The organism is Acinetobacter sp. YH12136 (genome assembly GCF_013418545.1).
GTDB lineage: Bacteria > Pseudomonadota > Gammaproteobacteria > Pseudomonadales > Moraxellaceae > Acinetobacter > Acinetobacter towneri.
Genome location: NZ_VPBV01000014.1, coordinates 18,400 through 40,717 on the forward strand (window position 1 = coordinate 18,400; position 22,318 = coordinate 40,717).

Here is a 22,318-nt window from a genome sequence, read left to right on the forward strand (position 1 = left end):
GTGTATAGCGAAATGTACTTTTGTTCAACGCTATGTTGCAGCTTTGCAACGTCGTTTGAGTTGAAGATATTTTGATAACTCAACGTACAAATTGAATAAGTTGATTTAACCTGCACGATGATAAGGATGGTTGTGGTTGATGCTCATAGCACGGTATAGCTGCTCAATCAGCATCACGCGAACTAAAGGGTGTGGCAAAGTTAGTTTGGATAATGACCAATGCCATGCTGCTGCTTTACGTACTGCTTCAGAGTGACCATCTGGTCCACCAATCGCAAGCACGACATCATTGCCTTCTAGCATCCAGCCTTTCATGGTTTCTGCAAGTTTTTCGGTGCTGAACTCTTTGCCGCCCACTTCCAAGGCAATTAACAGCTCATTGTTTTTCATGGCATTTAAAATGCTATCACCTTCAATTTGGCGATATTTTAGAATATCGGCCTCAGAATCATTTTTGCCACGTTTCGCCATTGGAAGTTCGACAATTTGAGTCTGCACAAAAGGCTGAATCCGTTTGAAATAATCTTCAAAACCAGTCAGCACCCAAGCAGGCATTTTTTGTCCAATGGTCAGAATGCGAATTTTCATAGGCGAGTTCATGTAGCGATCAATCAGAATCTCGCATTATAACCATGATTCAACACAAGCGCTGTGTAACGACACAATTTGCAATTGAATTTGCCAACAGGCTGTTGCTTTAATACTCAGCAATCTTATTGGTCTTTTTTGTCTTGGAATTATCAGCATGCGCGCGTTTCAAAGTCAGCAGTTATATTCATGGATATTGGGCGCGGGTATGGGATTGATGACCACTGCTACATTTGCTGTGCCTGAGGCTCAATGGGCAGAACCAAACAATTTGCAAGTCTATATGCAGCAAGTGATTGGGCAGCAGGGTTTGGGTAATTCCGAACAGTATCGTCATTATAAAAATGTGATTGAACTGAATCGGGTTTCGGCATGGATTCGGGAACAAATGCGAGTATTTGGAATTCCGTGTCAATTTCAAAATTATGTGGTCAATCAGCAAAGCTACCGCAATGTGGTGTGCAAATTGAATATCGGTGCTGCGCAAAAAACGATTTTTGGTGCGCATTACGATGTTTATGGGCAGCAGCAGGGGGCAAATGACAACGCTTCTGGCGTTGCAGGTGTAATCGAAACAGCACGAATTTTGGCGCAGGAAAAGAATAAACTTAGTCAAAATGTTGAATTTGTTTTTTATACCTTGGCAGAGCCACCATTTTTTAAAACCGAGTCGATGGGCAGTTTTATACATGCCAAATCTGTGCAGGCTGAAAAAGAAAAAATCCGTGCGGTGTATGTGCTGGATATGATTGGTTATTACGATAAAAATTTGGTGCAAAATTACCCAATCGGTTTAAAGTGGATTTACCCAAGTCATGGCAATTTTATTGTGGCATTGAGCAATATGCAATCACGTGAAATGAGTGCAAGCTATTGCAATACGATGCAGCGTTTGAACCAGTTGCAATGTGAGCGCGTGGTGGCACCGACTTTCATCAAGGGTATAGATTTTTCAGATCATTTAAATTATTGGAAATATGATATTCCAGCTATTTTAATTACCGATACGGGCAGTTATCGCAGCTCACTTCGCCATACCACAGGTGATACTTTAAAAACAGTAAATTTTGAAAAAATGGCACATGTCGTGAATGGCTTGGTTGCACAGATTTTATCACCTTGATGATTGATCGCAGCGCATAAAAAACGCAGCCCTGAATTGAAATAGGACTGCGGTTAAAAGGTCATCCACCTGGAGATATGGATGACCAGACCATGAAGCACGCTTCAATCAAAAGCGTCTGATCAATTTATCGGTCTAAATAGACCAAACAAGAAACATACAGCGCGATGTATCTTAAATTTATATATGTGGATGGTTTGCCTATTTTTCAAGGAAATTGAATTAAAAACAGACTATCCATTTTAAAAATAATTAAAAAATTATTCAATTATTTTAAATCCAGAATCTAAATACAACAAAAGAGCACCGAAGTGCTCTTTTGAGATGTTCTATGCTTAAAGCAGAGTAACTTGCTTAATGACGTGCGGCTTTGCCTGCTGCTACTGGCTTCACAATCGGTGCCTTGGTTAAAGGCTTAGGCATACTGGTCAGTGCCAAAGGCAAGATTTCATCAATGCTTTTCACAGCCTTGATTTCCAAACCTTCTTTGACATTGTCTGGAATTTCAGACAAGTCACGCACGTTTTCCTGTGGGATAAATACCAGTTTGATACCACCACGATGTGCCGCAAGAAGTTTCTCTTTCAAGCCACCAATGCGCATTGCACGACCACGTAAGCTGGTTTCGCCTGTCATGGCAATATCAGGACGAATTGGAATATCTGTAAATGCAGATACCAATGCCGTAGTCAATGCCAAACCTGCAGATGGACCATCTTTAGGTGTTGCACCTTCTGGCAAGTGTACGTGTACATCGGTTTCGGCAAATACATTGGCTTCAATGCCTAAACTGTCGGCACGGGTACGCACAACGGTCATCGCGGCCTTGATTGACTCTTGCATCACATCACCCAATGAACCTGTGGTGATGAAATTACCTTTGCCTTTCATGGTTGCCACTTCAATGGTGAGTAATTCACCACCCACTGAAGTCCAAGCCAAGCCATTTACACGACCCACTTCGGCTTCTTCTTCTGCCATACCATAGTCAAATTTGTGTGGACCAAGGTAGTCAGGCAAGTTTTGTGAAGTCACATCTACCTGTAGGTTTTTGGCTTTTTTGCTGACTGCTTCTTTCACCACCTTACGGGCAATTTTTGACACTTCACGTTCCAGACTACGCACACCTGCTTCACGTGTATAGCGCTGCACAATGTCACGAATCGCTTCTTCATGAACCGTCAATTCTTTAGCACGCAAGCCATTATTTTTGATGGCTTTAGGGACAAGATAGCGTTCTGCAATATTCACTTTTTCATCTTCGGTATAACCCGGTAGACGAATTACTTCCATACGATCTAACAGAGCTTCTGGAATATTCATGCTGTTGGCAGTACAAATGAACATCACTTCAGACAAGTCTAAGTCTAGATCTAAATAGTGATCATTAAACTTGTTGTTTTGTGATGGATCAAGTACTTCTAACAAAGCAGATGCAGGGTCGCCACGGTAATCCTGTGCCATTTTGTCAATTTCATCGAGCAAGAACAGTGGGTTCTTCACACCAACTTTAGTCAATGACTGCACAATTTTACCCGGCATCGCACCAATATAGGTACGGCGGTGACCGCGAATTTCCGCTTCATCACGTACGCCGCCTAGCGCCATGCGCACGAACTCACGTCCAGTGGCTTTTGCAACCGATTCACCCAGTGAGGTTTTACCTACACCCGGAGGACCGACTAAGCACAGAATTGGACCTTTGAGTTTTTTCACGCGCGACTGCACAGCAAGGTATTCCACAATACGGTCTTTGACTTCATCTAAACCGTAATGGTCGGCATCTAAAATTTCTTGTGCTTTCGCCAAGTTAATGCTGACTTTGCTGGCTTTGTTCCATGGCGTATCTAAAATTACTTCCAGATAGTTACGTACCACAGCCGCTTCGCTAGATGCAGGTTGCATGGCTTTTAGCTTACGGAACTCAGCTTCTGCTTTTTTGCGGACATGTTCTGGCAAGTCTGCTTCGGCCAGACGTTTTTCAATTTCAGCGACATCATCTTCCGCACCGCCGTTCATATCGGACAGTTCGCGTTGAATGACTTTCATCTTCTCATTCAAGAAGTATTCACGCTGATTTTTTTCCATCTGGCGTTTAACAGAGTCATGCAAGGTTTGCTCAATCTGCTGTTCTTCAGACTGTTGCAATAAATAAGTCATTAACTCGGTCAAGTGAGCTTCAAACTCATCGTGCTCAAGGAATTTTTGTTTGACATCAATATTCAATGGCACACGGGTTGCAACAAAGAACAACAACTGCAATAAATCTTCAATTTTATTGGCAGCAGCAATCAGTTCACGTGCATTGCGTAATTTTGCTTCTGCATATTGCGCAAATAAGGCACGTAATTCTTGCAAACGTGTTGCTTGGGTATTTTCATCCATCGCAACAGTCATTGGGCTCAAGCTGTGTTCTGCAGTCAAATACGCGTCTTCATCAATAATTTTTTCGAGTTTGGCGCGGTATAAGCCTTCAATCAGCACTTTGATACAGTTTTCATCATTTTCGTGATTCACAACTTGCACAATCTTCGCGACAGTACCGTATTGATATAAATTGTCGTGATCAATTTCTTCTGTAAGCGAATCTTTTTGCGCAACTACAAATACTAGATTGTCACTGTTACGAGCCACATCAACTGCATTGATCGATTTTTCACGACCTACAAATAGCGCGATTTGCATGTGTGGATAAACCACCACATCACGTAGCGCTAAAAGCGGTAATACACTTGGAACCTGAGGCTCTAAGGTTTCTTGATTCATAATAATTTCAGACATGGGCACTCCTAATGAGTGACAACGGTGTTGCCATGTTTTTAATAGTGATGGGTATTTTTTAAAATACAAGGGTAGGTCAACACAAATTGTTTAAAAAGTAGCTAAATATGTGATTTTAAATTGATCTATTCAGTCAAAATGATCAATTTAGCGTTTCAAGGTGCGTTTAAACTGTAAAAAATGTTGTGGAGTTAGTAAGGCATCTACAGGTTGATCCCAATTTTCACGTGGCAAGCGTGTATGAATTAGCTGAAAATCATGTGCAATCCCTAAGCGATAAGGATGCTGCGGGGCAGAGGCTAAAGTGCGGTCATAATAACCACCGCCCATTCCAATGCGGGTGCCATGCGTATCGCAAGCCAATAAGGGCATCAAGACTAAATCTAAATGGGAGATGTGTTTTCCGCGACTTGTTCTTGGTTCTTGCATCCCCAAACGATGATGGGCAAAGCGACGCTGACGATATTGTTGTGGGGTGATTTGTACCCACACCAAGTGTTGATTCATATTGCAAATCATGGGCAAATACACTTGTTTGCTATGCGCGAAGCAATATTCAATGATGCGGTGTGTATGAATTTCACCAAAAGCATGTAAATACATACCCACTTTTTTTGCGTACTGAAATTTTGGCAGTCGTATTAGCCGCTGCAAAACAGCTTGCTGTGCGTGTTGCTGTTGGGTGCGCGTGACCGCTCTGCGCTGTTGTCGAAGCTGTTTACGCAAGGTTTTAAGTTCCAACAACTGCATCTCGGCACATCCTTATATTCTTGAGTTTAAATGCTTGAATGGGTATGGGATTACTGTCATTTCATCGACAAAAACAAGCTTTTATCATACTTGGCATTTTAACAGGATGTGATGCTGTATTTCTGTTTATCTGAAACTTGACCTGCTATCGGATAGTCTAGCTCGAACCCTAGACGCAAAATTACAAAAACTCTTATGCTATTGCCCAATCAATGCCACGCCAACAATCTTCAAGATCGCTTCAAGATGGATTAGGCAGGCTTCAGTTAAAAACAACAAATATGTAAAAACACAAGCCAAAACAAAAACAACACTTTCATTTTGCTGTTCAGGGAGAACAAGAACATGAATTATTCCAACAAGGTGTTTAAACATCTACTTCAAGGCGTGCTGGCTTTAGGAAGTTGTGTCAGCGCACAAAGTTATGCAGATTCGACCTATTTACCGCAGCCACCGAATACCCAACAAGTCTTTTTTGTCGGCAATAACTGGGATGGCACAGTGACGGTGATTCACCCTTCACAAGACTTTGGCAAAGTGGGTGTGGTCAATATGATTCCTGACCGCAAAGAGCGTTTATTAGAAATTCATTTAAATCCAGTGAAATTGATTGCCTACACTTACATTCAACAAACTGCAGGTGAGGGCAATGACCAGTTGGTGGATGATATGTATTCCACGCCAGATGGACAGTCGATTGTGGCTTCACGTCCAAGTTTTGCCGATGTGGTATCCATCAACATTAAAACGGGCAAAATTAATTGGCGTACGCCAGTCGAAGGTTTCCGCGCAGACCACATGGCGGTTTCACCAGATGGACAACGTGTTGCTGTGTCGGCATCGTCAGGTAATGTGGTGCATGTTTTAGATATTCATACAGGTAAAGAATTGGGGCGTTTTGCAACAGGGGATAAGCCGCACGAAAATATTTACTTTGCAGGTGGAACGAAAATCTTAAACTCTGCGATTGGTAACGTAGAAACTTCGATGGATGCACAGTGGCAAGATTTTACCAAAGGTAAGCGCTTTATTACCATTGCCGATGCCAACAATTATAAAGTTCTGAAAAAAATTGATTTCCGACCTGCGTTAGATGCCTTTGGACGTAAGGATTTATCCAACTCAGTGCGTCCTATGGTGCTAAGTAAAGATGAAAGCAAACTTTATGCGCAGGTTTCATTTTTTAATGGTTTGGTGGAATACGACTTAAAAACCGATAAAGTCACGCGTATTGGACAATTACCAGGCAGCAGTACAATTCCAAAAGACCGCAGCAAATGGGTAAATGATTCACGTCATCATGGTTTATCCATCAGCGCAGATGGCGAAAAACTCTGTGTGGCAGGCACGATGGATGATTACGCGACCATTGTAGACCGTCAGAGTTTAAAAGCAGGCAAACTGATTCCTGCAGGTAAACCATATTGGGCAACCCGTAGCCCAGATGGAAAAAGCTGTGTGATTTCAGAAAGTGAAACCGATGTGGTAACGGTGATTGACTTTGCTACGGGAGAAAAAGTCCGCAGTGTGCCAGTGGGGAATCACCCACAGCGAGTGCGTTTGGGTTATGCACCAAGCGATTGGTCGACGCCGTAATTTTTAAGCCGATCATAACAGGCAAAGCATGCTAAGGCGCTCAAGACGATATTTGAATTGAGCGCATTTTAGGATGGTTTGCTTATGGAGCATGCACATGAATGGGACTCGATGGCTCGGTATTGGCTTTTTTGTTTTGGCGGTCGCGGTGTTGTTTACCGTGGTGTATGTATTTCAACCACCGAATAAGACTGTTTTGGAAACAGTGTGGGTGAAACCGAACACGGCTTCCACAGAGATAGAAACAACGCAAAGTCTATATTCAGATGAATCTGAAAATGTACTGGAAACAAACGCTATGCTAGAGCGTGCTGCGGTATCTGCAGTTGAAATGCAGCAATTAATCCAGCAACGTGATCAGTTGTATTTAGGCTTTAAGCAAATTAGTACAGGTTTAAGCCAAGGGCAAAAGCCTGATTTAAACCGTGTACAAAGTATGTTGCTACAGCAGGAACAATTGGTACAAGCAGGCGTATTAAGAGCAGAAGATGCAATGAACTATAGCCAGTTTTTAAAGCAAATTTTACCTGAAATTGCAGGGCAAATTGATTTGCATATTTCGCTTTTAAAGCGCCTGAACGTGGTGACAGGTTAAGCCACAGTAAGGTGTGAGTTGCTGTTATAAATACACGATGACGCCATTGTTGCAGTCAATAATGGCGTTATTTTTTTGTCTAAAAAATTCTTTTAATCCACATGTTTTTAAGCCGAATAGCGGCCACTTGAGCTGAATTTATCCATGATTCCTTTGATCAAGCGTTCAATTCATCTTAGAAGAAAGCACACGTATTTTACTGTATTAGACGAAAGTTGTATAAGGCTGTGCCGAATAAATTTGGTTTTTCCTTCCTCTTAAAAACTACAGAAAAAACAAAGTTTAAATTTTTCTTCACCGTATTTTTTATGCTGCGAACAAAGATCATCTTTATTTAAATTGGTATGACCATATGGATAAACAATCCAACCAATATTGACATTTATTTGTATAAAACTATTATTTGTTGCAAATGTTAAGAGTATTTTGATTTTTATCTTAATATTGGTCAGACCAAAATTAGAATTTTATCTATATGCTTAGACCTATGTTTACGTTTGAGTGAGCATTTCAAGGAGATGACAATGCTTCAACATTGGCAACAGATCTACGATCCAATGGCAAATATTTGGATTTCGAGTCTTATTGCATTAATCCCGATTATCTTTTTCTTTCTGGCATTGGCTGTATTTCGCTTAAAAGGAAGTGTTGCGGGAACAATTACGGTTATTTTGGCGTTATTAGTGTCGTTATTTGCCTATGGCATGCCTGCACCAATGGCTTTTGCTTCATTGATCTATGGCTTTTTCTACGGTTTATGGCCAATCGCATGGATTATTATTGGCGCATTATTTTTATATAAAATCTCTGTAAAAACAGGGCAGTTTAACATTATTCGCTCATCTATTCTGTCAATTACAGAAGATCAGCGTCTCCAGATGCTACTAGTGGGCTTCGCGTTTGGCACATTTTTAGAAGGTGCAGCGGGCTTTGGGGCGCCAGTGGCAATTACTGCTGCTTTGTTGGTGGGTTTGGGTTTTAAACCTTTATACGCTGCGGGTTTATGTTTGATTGTGAACACCGCACCTGTTGCGTTTGGCGCAATGGGGATTCCAATTATTGTGGCGGGTCAGGTTTCGGGTGTAGAAACCATGGAAATTAGCCAGATGGTTGGGCGTCAGTTGCCATTTATGGTGCCTATTGTGCTGTTCTGGATTATGGCAATTATGGATGGCTGGCGCGGTGTGAAAGAAACTTGGCCTGCAGTGTTGGTGGGTGGTGGTGCTTTTGCGATTGCACAATACTTGACCTCTAACTTTGTTGGACCTGAGTTACCTGACATTACAGCCGCAATTGCCTCTTTGATTAGTTTAACGGTCTTATTTAAATTCTGGCAGCCAAAACACATTTTCCGTTTTAGCGATGCAGACACCAAAGTGGATGCCAACTTAGTTGCAGAACAACAGCAAAAATACAGCATCGGGCAGATTGTTAAAGCATGGTCACCTTTTGCAGTGTTAACGGTGATGGTCACTATTTGGAGCATCAAGCCGTTTAAAGATTTATTTGCCAAAGATGGCGCAATGCACGACTGGGTAATTTCCATCAAAGTGCCATTTTTACACCAACTGGTGCAAAAGATGCCGCCTGTGGTCGCTGATGTTAAAGACTATGATGCGATCTTTAAGTTCGATTGGCTTAGCGCAACTGGGACTGCGATTATGATTGCGGCCATCATCACCATCATTTATTTAAAAATGAAACCGCGTGAAGCTGTTAAAACTTTTGCTGAAACCATCAACGAGCTAAAAACACCAATTTATTCTATTGGGATGGTGTTGGCGTTTGCATTTATTGCCAATTATTCAGGTATGTCTGCGACTTTGGCACTGGCTTTGTCACACACAGGCAATGCTTTCACATTCTTCTCGCCATTTTTAGGCTGGATTGGGGTGTTCTTGACAGGTTCAGATACTTCAGCCAACGCCTTGTTTGCTGCCTTGCAAGCCACAACCGCACAGCAAATTGGTGTACCAGAAGTTCTGTTGGTTGCTGCCAATACCAGTGGTGGGGTAACAGGCAAAATGATTTCACCGCAATCTATTGCAATTGCCTGTGCGGCTGTTGGTTTAGTCGGTAAAGAATCGGATTTATTCCGCTTTACCGTGAAACACAGTATCACGTTCACCGTAATGATCGGTATTATTATCACTCTACAAGCTTATGTGTTCCCATGGATGATTCCATAACCACATGCACAAGAGGATAGCCGCATGAAAGTTTCCGACAAAGTTGTTCAAGACCTGCGCACACTGGTTGAAAAAAATCAGATGCAAGTCGGAGACCGATTGCCTGCCGAAAGAAAGTTATGTGAACAACTCGGGGTTTCCCGTTCCTCTTTGCGTGAGGCTATTCAGCAATTGACCAGTCAGGGCATGCTGGTCAGCAAAGTTGGAGCGGGTACTTTTTTGCAACAACTGCCTACCAATTGGTCGCAATATCAAATTGTGCAGCCTTTAAGTAACCTGATTGATGAAGATCCTGCTTATCGTTTTGATGTGCAGGAAGCACGAATGGTGCTTGAAGGTGGTACGGCATGGTATGCCGCACAGCGGGCAACTGCTGAGGATTTGAAAAACATCCGTGCCTGTTATGAGCAAATCGCCCATTTTCAAATTTTAGGTGATGACGATCAGGCAGCAATTGCCGATGCCAAGTTTCATTTGGCAATTGCCGAAGCATCGCACAATTTGGTGCTCATTCAAATGATGCGCGGCTTATTTGATTTGTTGCAATACAACGTAGTTTTGGGCAGACGCAAAGTCTATACCGAAGCCCACCGTTTCGATCAGTTGCACGATCAACACTTTCAAGTGATGGATGCAATTGAACGCCAGGATCCAGAAGCTGCCCGTTCGGCAGTGTGTGGACATATTGAATTTGTAGTTCAACAAGTACGCATGATAGACGAGGAAGATGCGCGTCGTCAGCGTGCGAGTCGATTAAACAGGATAGCGCCATGATTATTTCTTCTGCGAATGATTACCGCGAAGCAGCCAAACGCCGTTTACCGCCATTTTTATTTCACTATATTGATGGAGGTGCGTACGCGGAACAAACGCTGAAAAGAAATGTGGAAGACCTTTCACAGATTGCCTTGCGCCAACGTGTTTTGAATGACATGTCGGCTTTGAGTTTAGAAACCACCTTATTTAATGAAACCTTGTCAATGCCTGTGGCTTTGGCACCTGTGGGTTTAACGGGCATGTATGCGCGCCGTGGTGAAGTGCAGGCTGCAGTTGCAGCTGACAAAAAAGGTATTCCGTTTACTTTATCTACCGTGTCGGTGTGCCCAATTGAAGAAGTGGTGCCTGCCATTTCACGCCCAATGTGGTTTCAATTATATGTATTACGTGACCGTGGTTTTATGCGCAATGCCTTGGAACGTGCCAAAGCAGCAGGCTGTTCAACCTTAGTCTTTACGGTAGATATGCCTGTGCCTGGCGCACGTTATCGTGATGCACATTCGGGCATGAGTGGTCCAAATGCTGCTATGCGCCGCTATATGCAGGCAGTGATGCATCCAAACTGGGCATGGGATGTTGGCTTACTAGGTCGTCCGCATGACTTGGGCAATATCTCTAAATACTTAGGCAAACCAACAGGACTTGAAGATTATATTGGCTGGTTAGGCAATAACTTTGACCCATCTATTTCATGGAAAGACTTGGAGTGGATTCGTGAATTCTGGGATGGCCCAATGGTCATTAAAGGCATTTTAGACCCAGAAGATGCTAAAGATGCTGTGCGTTTTGGCGCTGATGGAATTGTGGTGTCCAATCACGGTGGTCGTCAGTTAGATGGTGTACTTTCAACTGCACGTGCTTTACCGCCAATTGCCGATGCAGTGAAAGGGGAACTAAAAATTCTAGTGGATTCAGGTATTCGTAATGGCCTAGACGTGGTGCGCATGTTGGCGATGGGTGCGGATACTTGTATGCTCGGACGTGCCTTTATTTATGCACTAGGCGCTGCAGGTGGGGCGGGTGTGAGTAATTTACTCGAATTGATTGATAAAGAAATGCGAGTCGCAATGACCTTAACGGGTGCTAAAAACATTCAAGCGATTAACTCAGATTGCTTGGTACAACTTGAGCGTGAACTGAAAGGCTAAATTGCCAACAGGAGCGATCAATCCATCAACCGATGCATTTGGCTGAATCGCTTAATTGTATTTTTCACCTTGTTTCAGGACTTGTACACTATGCCACAGACAATTTCTTCTGCAACACAATTTGATGCTGCAGCAACCCTCAAAAACTTGGTCGATATTGTGGGAAAAGCGCATGTATTGACCCATGAATCAGATACTCGTTTATATCGTCAAGGGCGACGTTTTGGCGAAGGACAGGTTTTTGCGGTGGTCACGCCAGGTTCTTTATTGCAGCAGTGGCAAGTGTTACAAGTGGCTGTGGCAGCAGATTGCATTATTATTATGCAAGCCGCCAATACTGGACTCACGGGTGGTTCTACCCCTTTTGGTGATGACTATGATCGTCCTGTAATTTTGATCAACACCCAACGTTTAAAAGGTATTCAGCTCATCAACGATGCCAAGCAAGTGATTTGCTTGCCTGGTGCAACATTGGATGCTTTGGAACAGCAATTGGCGCCGCATCAGCGTGAGCCACACTCAGTCATTGGTTCATCTTGTATTGGCGCTTCAGTGTTGGGCGGGGTATGTAATAATTCAGGTGGTGCATTGGTCAGACGTGGTCCTGCCTATACTGAGTTGGCCTTATATGCACAAGTCGATGCACTGGGCGAGTTGCAACTCATCAATCATTTGGGGGTGAATTTAGGGAACTCGCCAGAAGAAATTTTAACCAAACTTGAGCAACAACAATATCGCCCTGAAGATATTGAATATTCGGAACATTGTTGTGCTTCAGATCAGCGTTACGTGCATGATGTTGCCCAAGTCGATGCCGATACGCCTGCACGGTTTAATGCCGACCCGAGCCGTTTGTTTGAAGCTTCGGGTTCGGCAGGTAAAGTCTGTGTGTTTGCAGTGCGTTTGGATACATTTGAGAAAATTCCGAGTCAGGTGTTTTATATCGGCAGCAATCAGCAGGATGATTTAACCGCGATTCGCCGTTTTTTATTACGTGATTTGCCGCGTGTACCGATTGCTGGCGAGTATATTCATCGAGATGCCTATGACATTGGTGCAGAATATGGCAAAGACAGCTTCTTGTTTATCGAGAAGTTTGGCACCAGTAAAGTACCTGCAGCTTTTGCCATGAAAGACAAAGTTGATGGTTTTCTAACCCGTTGGGGCATGCGTGGATTGTCGGATAAAGTTTTGCAAATGTTCACGAAACTACTGCCAAATCATTTACCAGAACGCATGAACCAATTTCGTGATTTGTATGAACATCATTTAATTTTGCGCATTGAGCAGCAAGATGTTGCGGCAGTACAGCAGTTTTTAATGGATTATTTTATCACGCGCAATTCCGGCAGTTTTTTTCTATGTAATGAAGATGAAGGCCGCAAGGCTTTTCTGCATCGCTTTGCAGTGGCAGGTGCTGCAATTCGTTATCGTGATACACATCGAAATGAAGTGGAAGACATTGTTGCTTTAGATATTGCGTTAAGACGTAATGATCAGCAATGGGTTGAAACCTTGCCCGAAGAGTTGGAGCAGGCGATTATACATAAGTTGTATTATGGTCATTTTTTATGTCATGTCTTTCATCAGGACTATATTATTAAAAAAGGCGTAGACCCGTTGGCGATGGAACATCAAATGTGGTCATTGCTTGATGCACGTGGGGCAGAGTATCCTGCAGAGCATAATGTTGGGCATTTATATGTGGCGAAGCCTGCCTTAAAGCAGCATTATCAAAAATTGGATCCGACCAATTGTTTTAATGTGGGCATTGGGCATAGCTCTAAATTAAAAGCTTGGCGTTAAATAAGGATGAAAACTGAGCAGTGAAACTGATTCTAAGGAAAGATGGATATGTTTAAGTTAGATAGCAAACTGCTACAGATTTTTTACTATGTATATAAATTAAAAAATGTGTCTGCAGCAGCAGATGCATTGGGCATGAGTCAGCCTGCGGTTAGTAACTGTTTAAATAAAATTCGTCAGCATTTTAATGACCCATTATTTTTAAGGGTTGGCAATGAAATGTTGCCTACAGAGTTGGCGAAACAGATTTTTTCACCGATTAGTGAAATTATTAATAAAATTGAAACGGTCAATAATTTTAAAGTCGATTTTGATCCGACACATTCCGATCAATTATTTACCTTGGCAATGACCGATGTTTCGCATTTGGTTTTATTGCCAAAACTGACCAAGTTTTTAAAAAAATATGCACCTTCAGTGCGGATTAAAATTCGTCCTATTACCCGTGAAACCAGTTATCAAATGGCAAATGGTGAAATTGATTTTGCGATTGGTTTTTTACCTGAGTTAGAGCAGGGTTTTTATCAGCAGCAATTATTTTTACAATATTATGTGGTGATTAGTCGTAAAGATCATCCACGTATTTGTGAAAAAAGTTTAGATGTTGAAGCTTATATTCGTGAATCGCATGTCGATGTAGATACCAGTATAGGTCACTACCATATTGAAAATGAATTAAGCAATCGTGGTTTAAGACGTAATATTCTAATGAGTATCCCAAGTTATTTAGGGGTCGGTTTAATTGTGCAAGAAACCGATATGATTGCGACAGTGCCTTATTATTTAAGTGAGGTGTTATTGGCACGCGGGAATTTACAAGTAGTGAGTGCGCCTTTGAATTTTCCAACCTATCCTGTACGACAATATTGGCATACGTCTTGTCATCACCAAACCAGTCATCAGTGGTTAAGAAAAGTGATTTTTGATTTGTTTAGTCAGCATCCTTAATTAATCGTATTTAAAGTAAAATTTTTATAATTTTTTAAATTATCATTCGCTAATTCCCTCATCTTCAAAAGAGCAGGCTAGGCTGAGGGAATTAGTGATTCTTTTTTATAAGGCAATAAAACTAAATTTCTGCCCACGATTTTGATTGCAGCTATACATTTTCATTTTTCCATTATAAATATCTAAACATTTGCCTGTATCTGCACTACGAATACGCTGACCATCGAGATACCATTTTTGGTTACTTTGTCCATTACAGGTATAAGCAATTACTTCAGCACCATCATGTTTCTGTTTTCCTGCTACATCTAGACATTTACCTTGCACGGTAATGCTTTGATCAGGATGGAAAATAAAATGCTGATTGGTACCATCATGACAATGTGAAGTCTGAATGGAACGTTGATTACTGCGACTAAAATCTACGCAGCGACCATCATAGGTTTTAATTTTGACTTTTTGTTGCCATGTTTGTGCAGGATAAGGCATAGGTGTTGGCATATAAATGGTTTGTTGTGCAGGACGTTCTACAGGTGTACTTGCTGGAATTTGAGGTTGAATGACGATATTGGGAATCTGCCCCGATGCTGTTCCGTCAACTACAATACATGCTGTTAAAAGTGAGCAACTGCTTATAGTGAAAAGTGTCTTAAACATAAGAGAAAACAATTTATTTATTAGGTGGATAGGATAAATTTAAAGCATGGAATAAATATTTATTTTTTGTAATTTTATGAGTAATTGACCCTAAAAATTTATCGAATAGACAAGGTTTTCAGCAAAAAATAAGAACGAAAAAATTCAAGTTGTCTTTATTTGTTATTAGTCGGTGCATTCTTAGGAAGTGTGTGGTAGAAATTGTATTTAGAGGATATATTTCTGATTTAGTTTGTGGTCAGCAACAAGCGAATTATCCAATTTGTTGAATTGAACATCAAAAATTCAACTATATTGCTTTAAAATTATGTGATTGAGTTGTAAAATTATGTGTTAAAGTTGGCAATTGTCACAGTTTTTGAATTTTTGGGGTAGGAACTGTTGAAACATTTTTTACTACGACTTGGATTGGATCTGCGTAAACTTATTTTAATTTCCACAATTTTAAGTGTATCAGGCTTATTTGTCGTAAGTATTTTTATTTTAAATTATGTAATTAAACAACAATTAATTCAAAATTCACTTTCGATCAATGAAAAATATGCAGAAAAAATTGCCACCAGTGCCAATCAACATTTTTCAGATATGCTGCAAGAGTTGGATTATAGTGCACGTTTATTAGAAAAAAAATTTTATAATACACAAGTTAGAAAAGAAGAAGTAAAACGCTTAAAAAATCAATCGAATAATTTTAATAGTGTTTTATTGGTAGAGCAGAATAAACATATTTTAGCTTATGCACCTAATACATTAAAACTTAATTTTAATCAGGCTTATAGTACCATTGGTATTGATGGATCTATTGAAAAAAAGAAAACTTATATTTCATCTCCCTATTGGTCTATAAGTAATAATTTAATCGTCATGATGTTACAACCTATTTATAATAAAACACATCAATATTTAGGCTTAATCAGTGGTACGATTTATTTACAGGAGCAGAACTTGATTAATACCATGCTCAATACTCAGTATGATTATAAAAAAAGTTATATGTATGTGATTGATCAACATAATCGTATTATTTTTCATCCAGATAAAAAGCGAATTGGTGAAAAAATTATCAATAATACAGGTTTGGATTATATTAATAAGAATACAAAGGGATCAATTCGTTTAAAGAATAGTTTAGGTATAGATAATTTGGCGGGTTTTGCACATATTCCAAGTGTAAATTGGATTGTAGTTTCTCAGCAGCCCACAGATGATTTACTTGCACAAGCTAATACGCTGATTTTTAAAGTATCGATTGGAATCTTCATTTTTTACTTTTTTATTTTTTTATTGATTTGGTATATCTCAAGCTTTATTTCTTCACCTTTGAACCGCTTGGCACGTATGGCAAGTATGCTCAATCATGCGGACATTGAAAATAAAATTAAAGAAGTTGATCCGTGGTATTTCGAGGTTTTAAAGTTTAGAACCTCATTATTAATGAGTTCGGAAACCTTTAGTGATCGGATTGCGGAGTTAAAACATCGTGTCAATACGGACCCATTAACAGGTTTATATAACCGTCGTGGTATGCAATTATTTTTAAATGAACTGCTAGAGACTCGTACCGAATTTGCAGTATTAGCCATTGATATAGATTTTTTTAAGCAAATTAATGATCAGTATGGGCATGATCAAGGTGATGTGGTACTTAAAACGCTCGCGCAAATAATGCTAACTAATTTTAGGGAACAGGATGTTTGCTGTCGTAGTGGCGGTGAAGAATTTCTAGTTTTAATGACGACTGCAGATGCAAATGTGGCATATAAAGCTGCGGAGCGTTTAAGAACGACCATGCAACAAACCAATATTAATGGTATGGGTGAAATTACCATCTCAATTGGTATCGCATTTTGGTTTAAAGATGCAGAGGATATTTCTGAAGTGCTTAAACTTGCAGATAATAAATTGTATGAAGCCAAACATGCTGGGCGGAATTGCACAAAGTCTACGGCTACATGAGAATTTGGATAGATTCCTATTCAGCTAACACAGAGGCATGCGATGGAAAAAGATCAAGATCCAACGATTGTGGTTGAAGACAGTCCTGAACAAGAAAAATATGAACTTCTGAAAGAAAAGCTGAAATACAAACAAGCGGAGCGCGAAAACTCTAAAAAGATTGATCATAAACAAGTACGGCTGAATATTCAGGCCGATGCCTTGCCAAGCAAAACCTTTTTTATAATGAATGCTTTGGCAGCTATTATTGCAGGCTATGGTTTATTGTCTAATTCAGCTGCAGTGGTGATTGGTGCAATGCTGGTTGCGATGATGCTTGGTCCCATTTCAGGTATGGCTTTAGCATTTATTGATAATCGATGGTTGTTTTTTAAAACAGCATTTAAAACCTTAGTTTTAGGTGTGTCGATGATTGTCAGTATTGGCATCATTTTAGGTCTTATCAATATTAACTTACCTATCACCCATGAAATTCTGTCTAGAACTCAGCCTACCATTATGGATTTAATGATTGCACTTGCGGGTGGTGCAGCAGGGGCATTTGCAGCCGTTTCACCACGTCTGTCTGTGGCTGTTGTTGGCGTTGCAGTTGCGACTGCTTTGGTACCGCCGCTGGTTGCAAGTGGCATATTAATTGCGCATCTGGAATGGAAACATGCAGCAAATGCTCTGCTGTTGGCACTGACCAATATTGTTGCTATTCAAATTAGTTCTTCACTGGTGTTATGGGCAGCTGGTTTTAGACGCGGTTCAGATGAAGAAGTAAATAGCACAGTAATTGAATTTATTAAAAGAAATATCGTGAGTCTTTTAGTACTTTTTGCGCTGGGTATCTATTTAAGCTTTAACTTTATGATGATGTTAAATAAACAGATGTATGAACATCAGGTAGAAAGCTTGATTGAAAGTCAATTTAATCAACATAATAATTTGATTGATACGGTGCAGTTTGATCGGCGTAAAGAGATGACTTTAATTCGCGTAGTCTTGCGTGGAGATATAGCGCCAAAACCTCAACAGATTTCTGCATTGAATCAAAAATTAGCACAAGACCCACGTGGAAAACCAAGTGTGGTTCAAGTGCGCTTTATTCCTGTGCAAATTATTCAAGCCAAAGAAAGTCCTGATTTTGATATTAAGCAAGTTGAAGCCGAGCAATTGATACAACCTTAGATTCAACAATAAGAAATTGATGGTATTTACAGCTTACTTTAGATGGAGTCTTATTATTCAATAGGGCACTCATAATGTTACATATTACACCGATTTAATTTAATAGTCTCAAAAGGTTATAGTTAAGCCAATTTTAAGCTAAACCACTTAGCATCCGATTTATTTCAAATCAGATTCACTATGCTTCCACGCTCTCCTTACAAAGGCACTTCTGGTTTACAACGGATTTTGAATGCCACAGGCTATTCTTTGGCAGGCTTTAAAGCCGCCTTTCAAAATGAAGCGGCATTTCGGCAAATCATTCTGATTAATTTACTGCTGATCCCGCTCAGTTTTTTCATGCCTGTCAGTCGTGTTGAACAAGTGCTCATGATTGTGGTGTGTTTACTTGCCATCATTGTCGAACTGATTAACTCTGCTATTGAAGCCGTGGTCGATCGTGTTTCGATGGAGCAACACCCCTTGTCTAAAAATGCCAAAGATATGGGCAGTGCAGCGCAATTTGTTGCTTTGGCAATTATCACATTGACTTGGGGCGCATGCCTGATTCCTGCTTAATCCTTCAAAAAAGCATAAGACAGACTTTAAAATAGATAGTGAGTTGAGTAATCCTCATGCGGCATCAGCATTCAAAATTTTTACTTCTTCAAGCAATTTTACTCCTTCTGAGTTTGCTGATATTGCTCAATTTTTTTAGCGTTGCAGGCACGCTAGATTTACACCTAATTCAACCTTTTATAGATGCACATGCAGAATTTCCACTGCGACAAAATTGGGCATTGGCTGAATTAAATCATCGTTATGTCAAATATATCCTGATTGCAGTATATCTGAGCTATTTGCTGGCTTGGTTGCTGTCTTTCAGATTTCAAAAATTACGTGCTCGTCGTTGGAAGTTTGGCTATTTCTTTTGGATGGCGGTGATTTCAACCAGTGTGATTGCAATACTTAAATCGCAGTCGGCACATGCTTGCCCATGGGATATGAGCATTGCCACAGCGCATGGCGTTTGGTGGGATTTAAGTGCAACGGCAGGGCATTGTTTTCCTGGTGGGCATGCCTCAAGTGGTTTTGCTTTATTGGTAGGGTATTTTGTTTATCGGGTTGCTCAACCTAAACGTGCTTATTTTTTCTTAATTGCAGCATGTATTTTAGGCATGGGGATGGGCTGGGCGCAAATGATGCGCGGGGCACATTTTTTTAGTCATAATCTTTGGACAGGCTGGATTACTTGGTGTTTGAATGTGGTTGCCTATGCATTCTTGGCGCATAAATTGCACACTCAAAATCTAACTTAAAACCCGATCTTAACGTATCGGAAATTTAACCTGCACACATAAACCACCTAAACTGGCACTTTTAGAAAACTCTAAACTTGCACCTAAGCGTTGGGTGGCTTTATCTACAATAGATAAACCTAAACCACTACCAATTTCCGCATGGTTATGAATACGGTAAAAACGCTGTCGAATTTGATTGAATAGTGCGGGGTCAATGCCTGCACCACTGTCTTCAATTTGCAAAATTGCATGTTGTTCTTGCTGAAAAATAGTCACATTAATCACGCCTTGTTTGGGGGTATATTTAATCGCATTATCAATTAAATTATAAATAATGGAATGCAAAGCAGAACTTTGTCCATGAATATTCAACTCTTGGCGTTGTTCGACACCTAAATCAATATCTTTTTGCAATGCCAATTGAATGAGCTGTTCCACACAGGCAATGGTCATTTGATTTAAAGATAGGGTTTGATCGTTTTCAATTAGACTATCTGAGGCATCTTGCTTGGCTAAGCTTAATAACTGATTGACTAAATGCTGTAAACGCAAAACCCCTTGGCTTAAATTATTGAGGGCATCACTATGTGGAAATTGCTGCAATAAAATTTGTACTTGTAAATTGAGTGCAGTGAGTGGGGTACGTAATTCATGTGCAGCATCGGCAACGAACTGGCGCTGTTCCTGCTGTGCGGCAGAAATTCGCGTAAATAACTGATTCATTTCCTGAATCGTGGGTGCAAGCTCGACAGGATAATCCAACATGTGAATCGGGCTGAGATCCTGCGCTTTACGACGTGCCAATTCGCTTTTAAAGTTATTTAGTGGTTGAAAATTATGACGAATCAGCCAACCCAAAGCCAAAAGGGCAAAGGGTAAAAATATTGCATAGGGAATAAACATATTTGCCGCTAATTCTAAAGCTAAATATTGGCGCACAGAGTTTTGCTGGCTAATTTGAATCTGTAGGGTTTCTTGCGGCAAAATATAGGTATGCCACAGTCCAACTTCGGTTTGATGATTATAAAACCGTTATTTAAAACCTACTCAAACCTACTCAATGTGGGTTTGATGTTTAATTCCTACTTCACCATCAAGAACCTAAAACATTTGCTTTAGGGATTACCTCAATTCCATAGGCTGTCACGGTGTAACTCACCGCCTTAATCACCACTTATGCAGTGATTAAATCTTTATCCGCATATCGCAGGATATTAATTGATGCATTAACATCACGATTTTGGATGGTTTGGCAAACTAAGCACTTCCACTCTCGCGCAGAAAGTGTGAGAGATTGATTTAATTCACCACAGCACGAACACATTTTACTACTTGGGAAGAATCGACCAACCGAAAGTACCGATTTTCCATGCTGTTTGGCTTTATAAATCAACTGCCTTTTAAACTCATAAAAACCCATATCGGATATAGCTCTTGCGAGTTTACGATTCCTCAACATGCCTTTAACATTCAAATCTTCAATCGCAATCACATCAAAACGTGTTACCAAATCCGTTGTGACTTGATGAAGATTATTCTTGCGTAGACAGGCAATTTTATAGTGCAGGCGAGATAGCTTGGCTTTTGCTTTTTCTCGATTCTGACTACCTTTTTTCTTACGACTAAAAGACTTGTTGAGTCGCCTTAGTTTTGCAAGCTGTCTTTTAAGTGGTGCGTTAGAAGGAATAACCTCACCATTTGAAAGGGTGGCAAGATTAGAGACACCCAAATCAACACCGATACTTAAACCTGTTTTCGGTTTAAGCTTTTCGATCTGGGTGAGTTCGACAGCGATTGATACAAACCACTTACCACCTTGTTTAAATATTTTGGCCGAGAGAATTTTACCCTTATAGCGCAGATTCTCAGTCATTTTCACCCAACCCAAATTAGGGATTTTAATAGACCGACCCTTTACGCTAAATTGATCATTTGATAATGAAAAACGGTCATCCTTGCCTTTTTTTCTTGGCTTGGGGTATCCTGATTTGCCGTTAAAAAATCTATCAAAAGCACTACCCAACTGCTTAATCGCCAACTGTGGTGCGCACTTAGTCACTTTCTTCATGAAAGGATATTTTTCAAATTTAAAAGTGTTTAGGTGCTTTCTTAATTTACTCTCTTTAGGTCTATTAAGAAGCATTTCATTCACCGCAACATCATAATACTCACACTGATCTCGATATTCCTTATCAGCCTTGTATTGTCGCTGCCACTCTCTTAAAGCCCAATTATACGACAAACGAGCAACACCACTTGCCTGAGCAAAATGGCTTGCTTGTTTATTATTGGGCATCAATTCAATGATATGCCCTCGTATAAATCGACTCATAGTGCTTCTTTGACCGCCTGTATTAGCTTTTGGTTCTTTTTACTTCGGCTTCCATATAATCGTGCTGAAAATACAGTGATAATTTCCAGGACATCTTGAGCCAGTTCCTCCTCAAAACTCAAATTTTCACCCTGATTAATAATTACAATTTCAACATTCCGAGCTTCACATAAAGCAAAAACCAATTCAGCACCAAAACGTAATAATCGATCTTTGTGGGTTAAAACCAATCGACCAATTTCATTATTAATAATTCCATCCAAAAGAGCCTTAAGCCCTTTTTTGTGATAATTCATCCCTGAGCCTAAATCACTAATAATCTCAAATGTCCATCCCTGCTTGGCACAGTACATTTCCAAAACTTGTTTTTGTCGCTCAAGATCAGCCTTTTGATCGTGACTAGATACTCTTGCATAAGCAATAGTTTTTCGGCTGTTCTGAATTGATAGATCATGGATAAGTTCAGGTGTGATCTTGCTTAGATCGTAACGTCTGTGATTTTTTGGGGTTCTATCTGCGACTAAAGTGCCTTCCTCATCCCATCTTCTTAGGGTTTGGATGGAAACACCCAGTGTTTTAGCTGCAACGCCAATACTAACATATCTATTCATTTGTATAT

General features: G+C 40.4%; 18 protein-coding genes and 1 pseudogene. 12 read left to right on the forward strand and 7 right to left on the reverse strand.

Features of this window, described 5'->3' with window-relative positions; genetic code table 11:
• Positions 1 to 105: 105 nt before the first annotated feature.
• Positions 106 to 588 (reverse strand): 23S rRNA (pseudouridine(1915)-N(3))-methyltransferase RlmH, encoded by a 483-nt coding sequence (gene rlmH, locus FTU71_RS07930; RefSeq protein ID WP_026438445.1) that lies wholly within the window; start codon positions 586 to 588, stop codon positions 106 to 108.
• 157 nt (positions 589 to 745) lie between these two features.
• Here rlmH and FTU71_RS07935 point away from each other — a divergent pair, with 157 nt between their 5' ends.
• Positions 746 to 1,711: a M28 family peptidase gene (locus FTU71_RS07935; protein ID WP_373683476.1), complete on the forward strand. Its 966-nt coding sequence runs from the start codon at positions 746 to 748 to the stop codon at positions 1,709 to 1,711.
• A gap of 354 nt (positions 1,712 to 2,065) precedes the next feature.
• On the opposite strand, the gene lon is transcribed toward FTU71_RS07935, so the two are convergent.
• On the reverse strand, positions 2,066 to 4,492 hold the full coding sequence (lon, locus tag FTU71_RS07940; RefSeq protein ID WP_131260796.1) for an endopeptidase La: 2,427 nt from the start codon (positions 4,490 to 4,492) through the stop codon (positions 2,066 to 2,068).
• Positions 4,493 to 4,639: 147 nt separating this feature from the next.
• On the reverse strand, positions 4,640 to 5,236 hold the full coding sequence (locus FTU71_RS07945; protein ID WP_026438444.1) for a 5-formyltetrahydrofolate cyclo-ligase: 597 nt from the start codon (positions 5,234 to 5,236) through the stop codon (positions 4,640 to 4,642).
• Between the two features lie 351 nt (positions 5,237 to 5,587).
• On the opposite strand from FTU71_RS07945, the gene FTU71_RS07950 reads away from it, so the two are divergent.
• The 7 genes from FTU71_RS07950 to FTU71_RS07980 all read left to right on the forward strand — a co-directional run bounded on the left by FTU71_RS07950 (position 5,588) and on the right by FTU71_RS07980 (position 14,301).
• Positions 5,588 to 6,838: a YncE family protein gene (locus FTU71_RS07950; protein ID WP_096902747.1), complete on the forward strand. Its 1,251-nt coding sequence runs from the start codon at positions 5,588 to 5,590 to the stop codon at positions 6,836 to 6,838.
• A 97-nt stretch (positions 6,839 to 6,935) separates the two neighbouring features.
• Positions 6,936 to 7,433: a hypothetical protein gene (locus FTU71_RS07955; protein ID WP_180111781.1), complete on the forward strand. Its 498-nt coding sequence runs from the start codon at positions 6,936 to 6,938 to the stop codon at positions 7,431 to 7,433.
• Positions 7,434 to 7,951: 518 nt separating this feature from the next.
• A complete protein-coding gene (gene lldP, locus FTU71_RS07960; protein WP_179988566.1) occupies positions 7,952 to 9,622 on the forward strand; it encodes an L-lactate permease in 1,671 nt (556 codons plus the stop codon).
• A 24-nt stretch (positions 9,623 to 9,646) separates the two neighbouring features.
• A complete protein-coding gene (gene lldR, locus FTU71_RS07965; RefSeq protein WP_004970689.1) occupies positions 9,647 to 10,396 on the forward strand; it encodes a transcriptional regulator LldR in 750 nt (249 codons plus the stop codon).
• Positions 10,393 to 11,547: an FMN-dependent L-lactate dehydrogenase LldD gene (gene lldD / locus FTU71_RS07970; RefSeq protein ID WP_178319514.1), complete on the forward strand. Its 1,155-nt coding sequence runs from the start codon at positions 10,393 to 10,395 to the stop codon at positions 11,545 to 11,547. Before lldR ends, lldD begins: the two co-directional genes overlap by 4 nt.
• 90 nt (positions 11,548 to 11,637) lie before the next feature.
• On the forward strand, positions 11,638 to 13,353 hold the full coding sequence (gene dld / locus FTU71_RS07975; RefSeq protein WP_035311162.1) for a D-lactate dehydrogenase: 1,716 nt from the start codon (positions 11,638 to 11,640) through the stop codon (positions 13,351 to 13,353).
• Between the two features lie 48 nt (positions 13,354 to 13,401).
• The gene (locus FTU71_RS07980) at positions 13,402 to 14,301 is read left to right on the forward strand and encodes a LysR family transcriptional regulator (protein WP_004970549.1); all 900 of its coding nucleotides are present in this window, start codon (positions 13,402 to 13,404) and stop codon (positions 14,299 to 14,301) included.
• Positions 14,302 to 14,406: 105 nt separating this feature from the next.
• On the opposite strand, the gene FTU71_RS07985 is transcribed toward FTU71_RS07980, so the two are convergent.
• Positions 14,407 to 14,958, reverse strand: a complete 552-nt coding sequence (locus tag FTU71_RS07985; protein WP_019837853.1) for a ricin-type beta-trefoil lectin domain protein — start codon at positions 14,956 to 14,958, stop codon at positions 14,407 to 14,409.
• A gap of 381 nt (positions 14,959 to 15,339) precedes the next feature.
• On the opposite strand from FTU71_RS07985, the gene FTU71_RS07990 reads away from it, so the two are divergent.
• The 4 genes from FTU71_RS07990 to FTU71_RS08005 all read left to right on the forward strand — a co-directional run bounded on the left by FTU71_RS07990 (position 15,340) and on the right by FTU71_RS08005 (position 19,385).
• A complete protein-coding gene (locus tag FTU71_RS07990) occupies positions 15,340 to 16,914 on the forward strand; it encodes a sensor domain-containing diguanylate cyclase (protein ID WP_180111783.1) in 1,575 nt (524 codons plus the stop codon).
• A 42-nt stretch (positions 16,915 to 16,956) separates the two neighbouring features.
• The gene (locus FTU71_RS07995; RefSeq protein ID WP_004970544.1) at positions 16,957 to 18,087 is read left to right on the forward strand and encodes a TIGR00341 family protein; all 1,131 of its coding nucleotides are present in this window, start codon (positions 16,957 to 16,959) and stop codon (positions 18,085 to 18,087) included.
• Between the two features lie 180 nt (positions 18,088 to 18,267).
• Entirely contained in the window at positions 18,268 to 18,645 is a 378-nt protein-coding gene (locus tag FTU71_RS08000) for a diacylglycerol kinase (protein WP_004970542.1), read from the forward strand.
• Positions 18,646 to 18,701: 56 nt separating this feature from the next.
• Positions 18,702 to 19,385 (forward strand): phosphatase PAP2 family protein, encoded by a 684-nt coding sequence (locus FTU71_RS08005; protein ID WP_180111785.1) that lies wholly within the window; start codon positions 18,702 to 18,704, stop codon positions 19,383 to 19,385.
• Positions 19,386 to 19,394: 9 nt separating this feature from the next.
• Here FTU71_RS08005 and FTU71_RS08010 read toward each other — a convergent pair.
• From FTU71_RS08010 to FTU71_RS08020, 3 genes and pseudogenes are all read right to left on the reverse strand, one after another.
• Positions 19,395 to 20,396: pseudogene (locus tag FTU71_RS08010) on the reverse strand (ATP-binding protein); the annotation flags it as partial.
• Positions 20,397 to 20,541: 145 nt separating this feature from the next.
• Positions 20,542 to 21,699 (reverse strand): RNA-guided endonuclease TnpB family protein, encoded by a 1,158-nt coding sequence (locus FTU71_RS08015; protein ID WP_154320786.1) that lies wholly within the window; start codon positions 21,697 to 21,699, stop codon positions 20,542 to 20,544.
• Entirely contained in the window at positions 21,696 to 22,310 is a 615-nt protein-coding gene (locus tag FTU71_RS08020) for an IS607 family transposase (RefSeq protein ID WP_152342123.1), read from the reverse strand. The genes FTU71_RS08015 and FTU71_RS08020 overlap by 4 nt, the downstream gene beginning before the upstream one ends.
• Between the last annotated feature and the right edge of the window lie 8 nt (positions 22,311 to 22,318).